The organism is Ruegeria sp. YTSC192, assembly GCF_059609705.1.
Genome location: NZ_JBXWMG010000008.1, coordinates 67,102 through 78,846, shown reverse-complemented (window position 1 = coordinate 78,846; position 11,745 = coordinate 67,102). Strand labels below are relative to the sequence as shown.

The 11,745-nt window shown below is 54.9% G+C and carries 15 protein-coding genes; 12 read left to right on the top strand and 3 right to left on the bottom strand.

Annotated features, from left to right (window positions below; translation table 11 throughout):
• Positions 1–89: 89 nt before the first annotated feature.
• Entirely contained in the window at positions 90–263 is a 174-nt protein-coding gene (locus AC2FD8_RS12880; protein WP_170417885.1) for a hypothetical protein, read from the bottom strand.
• A gap of 39 nt (positions 264–302) precedes the next feature.
• On the bottom strand, positions 303–614 hold the full coding sequence (locus AC2FD8_RS12875) for a DUF2933 domain-containing protein (protein ID WP_255612174.1): 312 nt from the start codon (positions 612–614) through the stop codon (positions 303–305).
• Positions 615–988: 374 nt separating this feature from the next.
• On the opposite strand from AC2FD8_RS12875, the gene AC2FD8_RS12870 reads away from it, so the two are divergent.
• The 9 genes from AC2FD8_RS12870 (at position 989) to AC2FD8_RS12830 (ending at position 7,872) form a co-directional block, all read left to right on the top strand.
• Complete coding sequence (locus tag AC2FD8_RS12870; RefSeq protein WP_050605720.1) at positions 989–1,642, top strand: L,D-transpeptidase; 654 nt, start codon at positions 989–991, stop codon at positions 1,640–1,642.
• Between the two features lie 634 nt (positions 1,643–2,276).
• Positions 2,277–2,867, top strand: a complete 591-nt coding sequence (locus tag AC2FD8_RS12865) for a L,D-transpeptidase (RefSeq protein ID WP_170417888.1) — start codon at positions 2,277–2,279, stop codon at positions 2,865–2,867.
• Between the two features lie 67 nt (positions 2,868–2,934).
• A complete protein-coding gene (locus tag AC2FD8_RS12860) occupies positions 2,935–3,384 on the top strand; it encodes a c-type cytochrome (protein WP_170417891.1) in 450 nt (149 codons plus the stop codon).
• A gap of 183 nt (positions 3,385–3,567) precedes the next feature.
• Positions 3,568–3,720: a hypothetical protein gene (locus AC2FD8_RS12855; protein ID WP_170746572.1), complete on the top strand. Its 153-nt coding sequence runs from the start codon at positions 3,568–3,570 to the stop codon at positions 3,718–3,720.
• A 60-nt stretch (positions 3,721–3,780) separates the two neighbouring features.
• The gene (locus AC2FD8_RS12850) at positions 3,781–4,350 is read left to right on the top strand and encodes a c-type cytochrome (protein ID WP_170417895.1); all 570 of its coding nucleotides are present in this window, start codon (positions 3,781–3,783) and stop codon (positions 4,348–4,350) included.
• A 9-nt stretch (positions 4,351–4,359) separates the two neighbouring features.
• Positions 4,360–5,259, top strand: a complete 900-nt coding sequence (locus AC2FD8_RS12845) for a c-type cytochrome (protein WP_170417899.1) — start codon at positions 4,360–4,362, stop codon at positions 5,257–5,259.
• Between the two features lie 39 nt (positions 5,260–5,298).
• Positions 5,299–6,669, top strand: coding sequence for a multicopper oxidase family protein (locus AC2FD8_RS12840; RefSeq protein ID WP_170417903.1), 1,371 nt, complete (start codon positions 5,299–5,301; stop codon positions 6,667–6,669).
• Positions 6,669–7,142, top strand: a complete 474-nt coding sequence (locus tag AC2FD8_RS12835; RefSeq protein ID WP_171724989.1) for a c-type cytochrome — start codon at positions 6,669–6,671, stop codon at positions 7,140–7,142. Before AC2FD8_RS12840 ends, AC2FD8_RS12835 begins: the two co-directional genes overlap by 1 nt.
• 1 nt (position 7,143) lies before the next feature.
• Positions 7,144–7,872, top strand: coding sequence for a DsbA family protein (locus tag AC2FD8_RS12830; RefSeq protein WP_414478956.1), 729 nt, complete (start codon positions 7,144–7,146; stop codon positions 7,870–7,872).
• A 37-nt stretch (positions 7,873–7,909) separates the two neighbouring features.
• Here AC2FD8_RS12830 and AC2FD8_RS12825 read toward each other — a convergent pair whose 3' ends face one another.
• Positions 7,910–8,107 (bottom strand): heavy-metal-associated domain-containing protein, encoded by a 198-nt coding sequence (locus tag AC2FD8_RS12825; RefSeq protein WP_170417905.1) that lies wholly within the window; start codon positions 8,105–8,107, stop codon positions 7,910–7,912.
• 173 nt (positions 8,108–8,280) lie between these two features.
• Here AC2FD8_RS12825 and AC2FD8_RS12820 point away from each other — a divergent pair, with 173 nt between their 5' ends.
• From AC2FD8_RS12820 to AC2FD8_RS12810, 3 genes are read left to right on the top strand one after another with little or no spacing between them, the layout of a single operon-like run.
• Positions 8,281–10,791, top strand: coding sequence for a heavy metal translocating P-type ATPase (locus AC2FD8_RS12820; protein WP_496856642.1), 2,511 nt, complete (start codon positions 8,281–8,283; stop codon positions 10,789–10,791).
• Positions 10,792–10,806: 15 nt separating this feature from the next.
• Positions 10,807–11,193: a Cu(I)-responsive transcriptional regulator gene (gene cueR / locus AC2FD8_RS12815; protein WP_170474413.1), complete on the top strand. Its 387-nt coding sequence runs from the start codon at positions 10,807–10,809 to the stop codon at positions 11,191–11,193.
• 9 nt (positions 11,194–11,202) lie between these two features.
• On the top strand, positions 11,203–11,736 hold the full coding sequence (locus AC2FD8_RS12810) for a hypothetical protein (RefSeq protein ID WP_170474410.1): 534 nt from the start codon (positions 11,203–11,205) through the stop codon (positions 11,734–11,736).
• Positions 11,737–11,745: the final 9 nt, after the last annotated feature.

Genomic DNA, 11,745 nt, shown 5'->3' with positions numbered 1-11,745 from the left:
ATTGCGCGTTGCCATCGGTTGTTTTGCACCCGTCTCTGCCAGATTCCAGCGCTGGAGGGTCAACGAGCCGGAATGTCACATCCCCACGATCAGCTCACGAAACCTTCGCGCCCGTCTTCGCAGATGAAATAGGCCCCGCCATCCGCGCCCTCCCATTGAACCCGGCAACCTTGGGGCAGGGCGTATTCAGGCTGCGGCGGTTGCAGCGGGCATAGTTTAGGGCGTGGTGCGCAAGCCGCCAGCGAAAGAGCGGCCAGCGACATGGCGGCCAACCTTGAGCACCAAAGCTTCATGATTGAAGATTATTGCCGGTGTACTGGGTTCGGTCCGACCGCGGCGTCTGTTGCCTTTGGTCTTTCCGATTCAGATTTGTTCGAATGACAGGATTTTTCCATCGCCTTGTGCATAAAGAAATGGGCTCCGAGGCACAGGATCAACGGTGCGAAAAGACCCAAGGAGTCAGAAAGCCCACCAACCGTCCCGCCGGCGATCAAGTAGAGAGCGATCGGCGTTATCATGGCAATGCAACATACCATCATGCCCCATTTCATTATCTTGCCGCCGCTAACCGGTACTGACGCCTGCGGCGCGTTTGCAGTCTGTTTTTCTTTCACATTCAACTCCAAAATTTGGATTGGAGACCTCTGCTAACGCCTTCCCACGATGGAAGGTCAAGCTGTTTTGGCGCGAAGCGAATTTGACGCTGTCAAACCAGTCCAGCATTTGCTTGGGCCTTACTTGGTGCATAGACACGGCCGGAACAGGGAAGTTTTTAGGGGTATGAACAGCAGGCATTGTCGTCCCGACGCCTGGTGAAGTTTCAGGTTAAACACGAAGCTGCCTAGGTCACTTTAAGCCTTGAAAACTCGCGGGTGGGTCGAAGCGATATCGAACGAATAATTGAATGGACAAATCTTCCCCCGTCGCGGATTGTCTAATCCCCTGGGTACTAACTCCAGACACCAACCAGCCAATAGGAGCGCTATCAATGCTGACCAGACGACATTTTGTTGCAGCCTCGCTCGCCATTTTCTCTCAGCCGGTTTTTGGAGTGACGTCGGCGGCGGCCTCGCAATGGTCGGAGTGGGATGCGCAAGTAACTCCAGCCAATTTTGATCCCGCAACATCCAATCCCTGGGGTTTACACCCACGTTTCCTGCCTCAGCGTGTGCAAACCAATCGACCACTTACTCCGGGTGACATTCATGTCGACGCGGTGGCACGATATCTGTATTTCATCGAAGACGGTGGCACAGCAATGCGTTACGGCGTAGCCATTGCCCGAGGCAATCTTTACGAGCCCGGAGTCTACACGATCAAGCGAAAGGCCAAATGGCCGCGTTGGACTCCTACAGCCGAAATGATTGAGCGCGACCCTGATGAATATGCGCAATTCGCAGATGGTGTGCCCGGTGGGCCGACAAACCCATTGGGATCAAGGGCGTTTTATCTGTTCGAAGGTGGTCGCGACACATACCTGCGAATTCACGGAACGCCTTATCCAAGATCTATCGGAGGTCGCGCAAGTTCTGGCTGCGTAAGGATGGCGATGCCACATATCATCGGGCTTTATGATCGTGTCAGGCCAGGGTCCACGGCTCATCTCTACCCTCCCGAGCGGCTTCTGACCGCGACCAGCTGACAGGCGCTTGTCAGGCGCGCGTACAGATTGGGCGCCCTTCAATAGTCCTAAGTGGTAGGTAGGTTGTTTCAACTGGCCCAACATAGCGATACCAATAGCAACCGTCCTCAGGCATGATTTTCACTGCGTTCAGGTCCTGGCCCGGAGCAGCAATCTGGGCTACGGCGTCAGGAACTTGGGAAAGCGTTCCGGGCTCGCTATCTGCAGATATTGACGTTGTTTCGGTACAAGCGCCGATGAACAAAAGTGCGGCCAGTGCTTGGAAAGCTTTCCTGAAGGACATGGTGTTTAGTCCACTGTGATTGTCATTTGTAGTGCCTGCTACCCTCGCATCGACGGGTGATCACATCAATTCACCAAGAACTAAGCAATTGTTAGCGTTGCTTTTTTGTGTTCGGTTGATTCAAGAAAGTCAGGTTTTGCTTAAAGCAGCCTGGAGTTACGTCCAAGAAAAATTGCTTTTCCACAATGACTTGATGATTTGGGTCCGCCTTCTAAGGAAATATCCCTGCGCCAACGGCAACGACAATTCAGACGAGACATCCCATATGAAATGTCATTTGCGTGTTGACCTTCCAGCGCAGGAACCGGGCATACGAGTTATTTGAGTCGGAAAAAAAGAATAAACTTTGGGATGGCAGGCATGAAACGGAGCAAAGAAGGAAAGGTTGTTACGCGACGTGGAGTGATTGCCGCGTTTGCTGCGACGACGCTTTTTCCAGCACCGGCCGTTTGGGCCCAATCAACGGCAACTGAGGGGACGCGCCGCAATGTTTCCTCATTCCGCGTTGCTAAATGGCAGGACCACTTTGATACGCTTAAGAATGGTGTGATCCTGTCCGATACACAGTCCAAGGTCCTGCAATATTGGTCGGAAGACGAAAGCGTCTACCGAATGTATCCAACCAGCGTACCGCTGACGGAAGACCTTACAAGGCTGGGCTACACCACAGTTACTCGCAAGGTCGAAGGGCCGTCTTGGCGACCGACACCAGCAATGAAAAAGCGCAACCCCGCTTGGCCCGATTATGTGGGCCCGGGTCCGGAGAATCCTCTGGGGACACATGCACTTTATTTGAGCTGGCAATACTACCGGATCCACGGCACCAACGACACGCGCAAGATCGGGAGAAGATCCTCCAACGGCTGCATTGGCTTGTACAACGAGCAGATTGCGGAATTGTTCGAACTGGCCACTGTGGGCACTCAGGTAAAACTGATCTGACCTTGGTCAGGCCGATTTTTTTTGCGCGCGTTGAACCTAAGAACTGACAATCATGTGAAGAACAGAGATGGATAAACTTACACTCTTGATCGGCGGAGTAGTGATCGCAGGCGCCGCCGCGTTCGTCTACAACTTAAATCAGCAACCAACAGGTCACTCGATGACGCCGCCCGATACGTCAGCACTGGAGCAAGGAGACCCAATCGAAAACGTCACTCTGCCGGACCAGCTAAGCGAATTTGCGGCCGTCGGCAAAGTGGCATTCGACGCCAAATGCTCGGCGTGCCATGGCGCGAATGCAACAGGTCTGGAAGGCCTTGCACCACCTTTGGTGCATAAAATCTATGAACCAAGCCACCATTCGGACGAGTCATTTTATGTGGCAGTCCAGAATGGAGTTCGGGCACACCATTGGAAGTTCGGCAATATGCCGCCGGTCGATGGCTTGACCCGTGCGGATGTGAAGGGCATCGTGGCGTATATCAGAGAGCTGCAGCAGGAAAACGGGATTTTCTGAAGGTGACGAGCCGAATGGGCAGTGCAATTCGTTACATCATACTGTCAATGGTGCTGACCATTGGCGGGCTGCTTGTGACGGCCGATTCTGCTCATGCACATGGCAGTGGTTCTCAGCACGTGATTGACCAAACGGACTCCGCGGACGTTGAGCATGTCAAGCAGGGTCATCCCGGACATTGTCATGGCGGAACGATTTGCAACGCTGTTGGTCTATTTTCGATGGGTCCACCACCGCCTGGCCCCCAAGATACTGAACAAAGATACTCGATCCCTCGAGCCCAATACCGGGTTCTCGGTATCGCGGCGTTTGACCCACCACCGCCGCGTGTCCTGATCTGACCAGTCGAATTGCGCTCAACCTGGGCGCGTCGAAGCAGACGACAAGGACAAAACAATGAACATTCTGAAAATGACCACAGGCGTTGCCCTGGTTTCTCTGTTTGCAGCCGCCGCCCTGGCGCATGGTGGCGCAACCGGCATCGTCAAAGAACGCATGGATGGTATGTCCGCGATGAAGGACAGCATGAAGATCCTTACGCCGATGATGCAGGGGAAAACGCCCTACAATGCGCAAACGGTACGAAGCGAGGCCAAGAAAATCGGGCGTCACGCTGGCGAGAGCATGACAAAGCTGTTTCCAGAGGGATCTGATGGCAAACCCTCGGAGGCCAAATCGGAGATCTGGCAGGATTGGGGTTCATTTGCAGAGTTAGCCAGGCAGTTGGAATCCTACTCTGAAGGCCTTGTGCTTGCGGCGGACAACGGGTTGATGATGTCCGGGTCGGGCCATGGTTCGGGCATGATGGGCGGCGCATCCATGATGGGTGGCGGTTCTATGATGGGTGCCGGAATGATGGGCGGCAGTCCAAACCAGGCACAACTTTCTGAAATGCCGGCAGATGGTGTGTTCATGATGCTGAGCCAGACATGCTCGGCGTGTCACACGCAATTTCGGTCGGAATAGGAATGCGTCATGAGACCGATATTCCGATTGGGCCTTGCTGCCGCCGTAGCGGCGTCAGCGGGACTTGTTGCTGTGATGGCTTGGCCGATTGGCCAGCCCTTACAAGCTCTCGACATTCAGGGTGACGTTAACCGCGGGGCGTATCTGGCAAGGGCAAGTGGTTGTATCGCTTGCCACACAGATTTTGCCAAAGGGGGCGCGGCCTTGGCCGGTGGGGTGGAGTTGGATACCCCGTTCGGCACGCTCTTTTCGCCGAACCTGACCACAGATCCCGATCACGGGATCGGTGATTGGACAATCGAGGAGTTCGCCCGCGCGGTGCGTCAAGGCGTATCACCCGGCGGACAACCCTATTACCCGGCCTTTCCTTATCCATTCTATGCCAATTTCACGGATCAGGACATCGCCGATCTCTGGGCCGCATGGCAAACAGTTCCACCGGTAGCGGAACCGTCAAAAGAACAGGAAATGGCGTTCCCCTTCAATCAGAGATGGGGCCTGAAGCTGTGGCGCGCGGCTTTTCTGGAACCACCCCGCACTGATCCCGTGCCGGGCAATGACGAAGTGTGGAACCGGGGCCGGCTACTGGTCGAAGGTGCCACACATTGTGCGGCCTGCCACACCGGGAGGAACCTGGCTGGCGCAAGAAATTCGGACACGGAACACTTCAAGGGAAGTGACTCTCTGCCGGGCGGTGACAAGGCACCGGCCATCGACTTTGAGACCCTGCAAAAGCGTGGTTGGACGGTAGATGATTTGGCCTACGCGTTGCGCACCGGCGTCATGCCTGATGGCGATGTCTTCGGCGGCGCCATGGGAGAGGTCGTAAACTATGGCACCAGCTTTCTGACAGACGAAGACCGGAAGGCAATGGCGACCTATCTGCTGGATGTGCACGACGGGGGGTAATCGAGTGAGAGATCAAATTTTCTTTGGAGGGAAGTCCTCATGAAGCTCAATCGCAGGCAATTCGTTGCAGGCACGTCGGCACTAATCGCAGTGCCGACTATCGGGAGGGCGGCTACCGCCCCCCGAATAATCGAGGCGCGTTCAGGATTGGCACGTGTTGCCCCCGACAGCTATCCTGAAACCGAGATATGGGGATATGATGGCGGTGTTCCGGGCCCCGAAATTCGTGCCCGGCAGGGCGAAACGGTTCGCCGGACACTCCTGAACTCACTGCCTCAGCCTACGGCAATCCATTGGCATGGACTGCGGGTTCCAAACAACATGGATGGGGTGCCGGGTCTTACACAGGAGGCTGTACCAACAAGCGGCGAGTTTCAGTATGACTTGCCTCTGAAGGATGCAGGAACCTTCTGGTACCACTCTCATAACCAGTCAACGGAACAAGTGGCCAGGGGCCTTTACGGCGCGTTCATCGTCGACGAAATGGACCCGCCGGACACGGATCATGACATTACGATCCTGCTGGATGACTGGAGGTTGGGTCAGGACGCCCAAATCGTCGATGATTTCGGCGCGATGCATGACTGGACGCATGCAGGCCGAATGGGAAACTACGTTCACGCACACATATCGCCCATGACAGAAGTTCTGACAAACCAGCGTTTGCGACTTCGAATGGTCAACGTGGCAACTGATCGGATCATGTATGTCTCAGTAGGTGGCGCAAACGGGAAACTGGTCGCTTATGATGGCATGCCTGTAAGGCAGCCAGAGGATTTTGAAACCCTTGTTTTTGGGCCTGCACAGCGAGCAGACTTAATTGTTGATGTCACAGCGGAATCGAACGAAGCCGTTCAAATAACTCTTCACGAACGCGATGAATCGTTTGTCATTGCTGAAATCCCGGTTTCGGGAAGCGGTGCATCCGCAAACCGCGGTGCAATAGAAGCCCTGCCACCCAACCCTGTTTCCTTTCTCGAAGATGTTTCTGACGCTTTGACAATCCCATTAGTGATGGAAGGCGGGGCGATGGGCGGACTGCGTCAAGGCACTTTTAACGGCCAGGTCATGAGCACCAATGAATTGGTTCAGGAAGGGCAGATCTGGACATTCAACGGTGTCGCCGGGTTACCTGAAAACCCCCTTGCTGCCGTTTCGCGTGGCGACATAGTCCGGATTCAGATGCAGAACGACACCGTCTTTCCGCACGCTATGCACTTGCACGGGACGCACTTTCAGGAAGTTCTGCCAAACGGCAACCTAGGGCCGCTGCGGGACACAATCCTGGTTGACCGGATAGAAAAGCGGGAGATTGCGTTCGTTGCGGATAACCCGGGGGATTGGCTGTTTCATTGCCATATGCTGTCGCATCAGGCCGCTGGTATGAAGACCTGGCTGAGCGTGGCATGATGAACAAGAGTTCGGCGAAATGGGTGTCACTGGCTGCTGTAGTGATCATTGTCGCGGTCGCTGGCTGGGGCCTGAGTGGGCGTGCGCAGAACAGTGCATCAGCGGATTCGGCACGTGGTGCAGTTTTGTACGCCGAAAACTGCGCGTCATGCCACGGGGCAAATTTGGAGGGTCAGCAGGATTGGCAAACACCTGATCCGGATGGCGTCTTGCGGGCGCCCCCGCATGACCGAACCGGGCATACCTGGCATCACGGCGACAAGCTGTTGTTCGACTATACAAAGTTTGGCGGGGACCAAACTTTGAAACAGATGGGTGTCGCTGACGTCAAAAGCGGCATGCCAGGCTTCGGGGACACTCTGTCGGATCAGGATATCTGGGACATCCTCGCCTTCATCCAGGAGAGTTGGCCGGATCGGGAACGCAAGCTGCAAGAGCAACGCACCGAAGCAGAACAAACGGAAGGAAACTGATGTGAAACGAATACTTGCAGGCTTAGTCGCTATCGCCATGTCGATTGGCATTCCTATGGCACGCGCCGACGAGCTGTCTGACTCCGATGTAAAACGGCTGGCTCTCGAAGCCATTTTGGAAAACCCTGAGATCATCATGCAGGCGATTCAATTGCTTCAACAGCGCGAGGATCAGGCAAAAGCCGAAGCAATTGGAAGCGTCTTGGAAAATCAGCGTGAATTGCTGGAACAGGATCCGAATGCGCCTGTAATCGGAAACCCGGAAGGCGATGTAACCGTGGTCGAGTTTTTCGACTATAACTGCCCATATTGCAAACGCGCTGCCCCGGTCGTGAAGAACGTAATCGCGGGCGATTCCGATGTGCGAATTGTTTATCGAGAATGGCCCATACTTGGAGAAGGTTCCGACTTCGCGGCACGCGCTGCGCTGGCCTCACGAAACCAGGGAAAATACGAAGAATTTCATTGGGCGCTTATGGCTCTGAACGGTCGTGCCACTGAGGCCAGTGTACTGAAAGTTGTTCGGGAACTTGGCCTGGACGAGGATCAATTGCGCGCAGATATGGAAGCGCCGGAAGTCGACGCGCATATTCAGATTTCCATGGAATTGGCCCGACAGCTTGGCTTCAGTGGCACTCCTTCGTTTGTGATTGGAGATGCGCTTGCCCCGGGTCTGATCACCGAAGATGAAATGACCCGGTTAATCGTGGCAGTCAGAGACGCAAGATAGAACCAAGGGGGCGACAGCATGTGCGCTCCTAAGTTTATCATGCGATCGTGGCTTCGTATCCCTCGGACTTCAGCGCTGCAAGGATATGATCAAGTGAATTGGTGCTTAAGACACGTACCCTGCGGTTTTCCATGTCAAAGTCCAACTGTGCGGAGGAATCCACCGTGGCAACGGCTTTTTCGATAGCTGACTTGCAGTGCCCGCAGCTCATATCCGGGATATTTAGGGTCGTCATGGATGTTTGCTCCTGTGTTCCGTCGTCCCGGCTAAAGTATTCCAGCACAGGAAGGTCAAGTCGTGATTATTGGATCGTCAAAATTAGTGGCAAAGAAAGTCAGCCCCATCCCTTGACCTTCCACTTGCTGGAACCCTTATGTTTCCCGTCAGCAGAACATTGGTGGTGACAATATGACTGAAATTTCACATGCAAGGTTTCAAGTTCAGGGTATGAGCTGTGCGTCCTGCGTAGGGCGGGTTGAGCGCGCGTTGAAAGATGTGCCAGGGGTAGATGCCGCTTCGGTTAATCTCGCCAGCGAAAGCGTTCAGGTCGATTTCCGCGATCCAGCCGATAAAGCGGCCATTGCTGATGCGTTAAACAGCGCCGGATATCTGGCACGGACGGAAGAGGTAACGCTGGATATTCAGAACATGTCCTGCGCATCGTGCGTGGGGCGCGTTGAACGGGCATTGCAAGCAGATGATGGCGTCTTGTCCGCGTCGGTCAATCTGGCCACCGAAAGTGCAACTGTACGTTATGCTGAGGGAGTCACAACACCCGAAGCCATCGCGGCGCTTGCGGCATCTGCTGGCTATCCGGCGAGCCTGCGATCCGCGACGCAGACCGAACCACAAGACCGCAAAGCCAAAGAGATTCGCCAATTGGCCCGGCGAACAAGCTTTGCCGCCTTGCTCGCTTTGCCGGTCTTTATCCTTGAAATGGGCTCGCATGTTATTCCGGGCATGCACCACCTGATAGCGAGCACGATCGGCATCCAGAACAGCTATTACCTGCAATTCCTTCTGACCACGATCGTTCTTTTTGGGCCAGGTTTGCAGTTCTACACCAAGGGATTCCCTTCCTTGTTCAAAGGCGCGCCGGACATGAACTCTCTGGTGGCCCTGGGCACTTCGGCGGCTTATGGGTTCTCGCTTGTTTCCACCTTTGCGCCGGGTGTTCTTCCCGCCGGAACCGCAAACGTCTACTACGAGGCCGCAGCGGTGATCGTGGTTCTCATATTGCTGGGGCGGTTCCTCGAGGCGCGCGCCAAGGGGCGAACTGGTGAAGCGATCCGAAAACTGGTCGGTCTGCAGGCAAAAACAGCGCGAGTTGAGCGCGACGGATCGGTTGTTGAGCTACCGATCGAGCAGATCGTTGTAGGGGATATTGTGCACGTTCGACCGGGCGAAAAAATCGCGGTGGACGGTGCCGTAGTGACCGGCGCGTCATATGTCGATGAAAGCATGATCACCGGCGAGCCGGTTCCTGCCGAAAAGACCGAGGGCGCAACTGTGGTCGGCGGAACAGTCAATGGCACGGGCGCATTGACTTACCGGGCTGAAAAGATCGGCGCAGACACTATGTTGGCCCAGATCATTCAAATGGTCGAACAAGCACAGGGTGCCAAGCTTCCGATTCAAGGCTTGGTCGACCGCATCACGCTGTGGTTCGTGCCGGTAGTGATCGCTGTGGCCGTAATGACTGTGCTGGTTTGGATGTTGTTCGGACCCGATCCTGCGCTCAGCTTGGCGTTGGTAGCCGGGGTTGCGGTCCTGATCATTGCTTGCCCCTGCGCCATGGGGTTGGCCACACCCACCTCAATCATGGTCGGCACCGGCCGCGCGGCCGAAATGGGTGTCCTTTTCCGAAAGGGCGACGCCTTGCAAATGCTGCAGGAAACCACCGTTGTTGCAGTGGACAAGACGGGGACCTTGACCGAAGGGCGTCCGGAGCTGACCGACCTTATTGTGGCCGAAGGATTGGTCGAGGATGAGGTTCTGCGCCTTGTGGCTGCCGTTGAGGTCACATCCGAACATCCGATCGCCACGGCCATCGTGCGCGCGGCTGAAACCCGTGGTCTGGAGCTTCCCAAGCCAGAAGACTTCACGTCGATCACAGGCTATGGGGTAAGCGCCTCAGTCGAAGGCCATCCAATCCTGATCGGGGCCGACCGCCTGATGAGTCGCGAAGGGGTTGAAGTGGGCGCGCTGTCTGATCGGGGCGCTGAACTGGCAATCAACGGAAAGACTCCACTTTATGCTGCCGTAGACGGGGTTATCGCTGCCGTAATCGCTGTGGCGGACCCAATCAAAACCACTACGCCAGACGCAATTGAAGCATTGCACGGACTGGGGCTGAAAGTAGCGATGATTACCGGCGACAATGCCGCTGCTGCCAAATCCATTGCGGCTCAGCTTGGCATCGATCACATCGTGGCTGAAGTTTTGCCCGAGGGTAAAGTATCCGCGTTGCAAGATCTGCGCTCAAATGGCGGAAAACTGGCCTTTGTGGGTGATGGCATCAATGATGCGCCTGCTTTGGCGGCGGCTGACGTAGGAATTGCGATCGGGACAGGTACTGACATCGCCATCGAGGCGGCTGATGTCGTTCTGATGTCAGGCGACCTGACCGGCGTGGTCAACGCCTTCGACATCAGTCAGCGCACCATGCGTAACATCCGCCAAAACCTGTTCTGGGCGTTCAGCTACAACACGCTGCTCATACCGGTTGCGGCAGGGGTGCTTTATCCGTTTGGCGGCCCGCTGCTGTCACCGGTTTTGGCCGCAGGTGCCATGGCTCTCTCCAGTGTATTTGTCCTGACCAATGCGCTGCGGTTGCGCTGGGTAAAGCCGATCAAAGTTGGGCGAGAACAAATCTCACAGAACACCGGTCAAGTGCTGCGTTCAGCGCCTGCTCAATAGAATAGGAGAACCGCTGTGAATATCGGAGATGTAGCAGAACGTTCGGGTCTGCCTGCCAAAACCATCCGCTATTACGAAGATATCGGATTCATCAAACCCAGGCGCGGCCTAAATGGGTATCGCCATTTCGACGAAAAAGAACTGCATAAACTAGCCTTCATCGGGCGGGCCCGTTCCTTGGGCTTCACTATCGAGGATTGCCGTTCACTACTGGCGTTATACGAGGACAAAGAACGCGCAAGCGCAGACGTTAAAGAAATAGCCAAACAGAACTTAAAAGAGATCGACGATAAGATTGCCGATCTGAAAGCCATGCATGAAACGTTGTCTCATTTGATCGATGAATGTGCCGGAGACCACCGTCCCGACTGTCCAATTCTAAAAAACCTGGGCCAAGCATAGTTGCCCTCGTTGTTTGATCTGCCTCCAAGTTGGGCAATCATTTTCTTCAGCCGCGGCAATCCGCCGTTTTCGAATGATTGCGGAATTAACAAATGTAGTTTTGTTGGCTTCGGGCTTGTACGTTTGCCACGATCGCACTACGTCCAAGGCATGGTGAGTGAGTTGATCACTGTTTTGAGGAAAACGCTTTTGATGTGCGTCTGCCTGGCGATGACAATCGTCGGCACGGTTGCCTATGCAAACAATAATTTCAAGACTTCAGACACACACAACCAATACGACGTTTCGATCGCATCAAAAGCATCAGAACTCAAACACGACCATAGCCGTTTACATTCTACAACTGATCAATATCACGCGGATGACCACGTGAACCACGGCGGGGAATGCCATTCCGGTATCTGTTGTGTTGGTGAATATCCGACTCGCTTAGGACTTGCGGTTTTGGCTGAAGCCTTTAGCCAGAAAAACCGTAACATGGATACTGACATCCATAACTCTCAAGCGCCTCTGACGCCCGACCGACCTCCACAAATCTCCTAACATCCACAG

What these genes read in the sequence shown, in the direction of transcription:
- AC2FD8_RS12840 (WP_170417903.1), top strand. Translation starts at nt 5,299, where the DNA reads ATGAAGCTCAATCGCAGGCAATTCGTTGCAGGCACGTCGGCACTAATC.
- AC2FD8_RS12835 (WP_171724989.1), top strand. Translation starts at nt 6,669, where the DNA reads ATGAACAAGAGTTCGGCGAAATGGGTGTCACTGGCTGCTGTAGTGATC.
- AC2FD8_RS12820 (WP_496856642.1), top strand. Translation starts at nt 8,281, where the DNA reads ATGACTGAAATTTCACATGCAAGGTTTCAAGTTCAGGGTATGAGCTGT.
- AC2FD8_RS12860 (WP_170417891.1), top strand. Translation starts at nt 2,935, where the DNA reads ATGGATAAACTTACACTCTTGATCGGCGGAGTAGTGATCGCAGGCGCC.
- AC2FD8_RS12850 (WP_170417895.1), top strand. Translation starts at nt 3,781, where the DNA reads ATGAACATTCTGAAAATGACCACAGGCGTTGCCCTGGTTTCTCTGTTT.
- AC2FD8_RS12880 (WP_170417885.1), bottom strand. Translation starts at nt 263, where the DNA reads ATGTCGCTGGCCGCTCTTTCGCTGGCGGCTTGCGCACCACGCCCTAAA.
- AC2FD8_RS12845 (WP_170417899.1), top strand. Translation starts at nt 4,360, where the DNA reads ATGAGACCGATATTCCGATTGGGCCTTGCTGCCGCCGTAGCGGCGTCA.
- AC2FD8_RS12855 (WP_170746572.1), top strand. Translation starts at nt 3,568, where the DNA reads ATGGCGGAACGATTTGCAACGCTGTTGGTCTATTTTCGATGGGTCCAC.
- AC2FD8_RS12865 (WP_170417888.1), top strand. Translation starts at nt 2,277, where the DNA reads ATGGCAGGCATGAAACGGAGCAAAGAAGGAAAGGTTGTTACGCGACGT.
- AC2FD8_RS12870 (WP_050605720.1), top strand. Translation starts at nt 989, where the DNA reads ATGCTGACCAGACGACATTTTGTTGCAGCCTCGCTCGCCATTTTCTCT.
- AC2FD8_RS12825 (WP_170417905.1), bottom strand. Translation starts at nt 8,107, where the DNA reads ATGACGACCCTAAATATCCCGGATATGAGCTGCGGGCACTGCAAGTCA.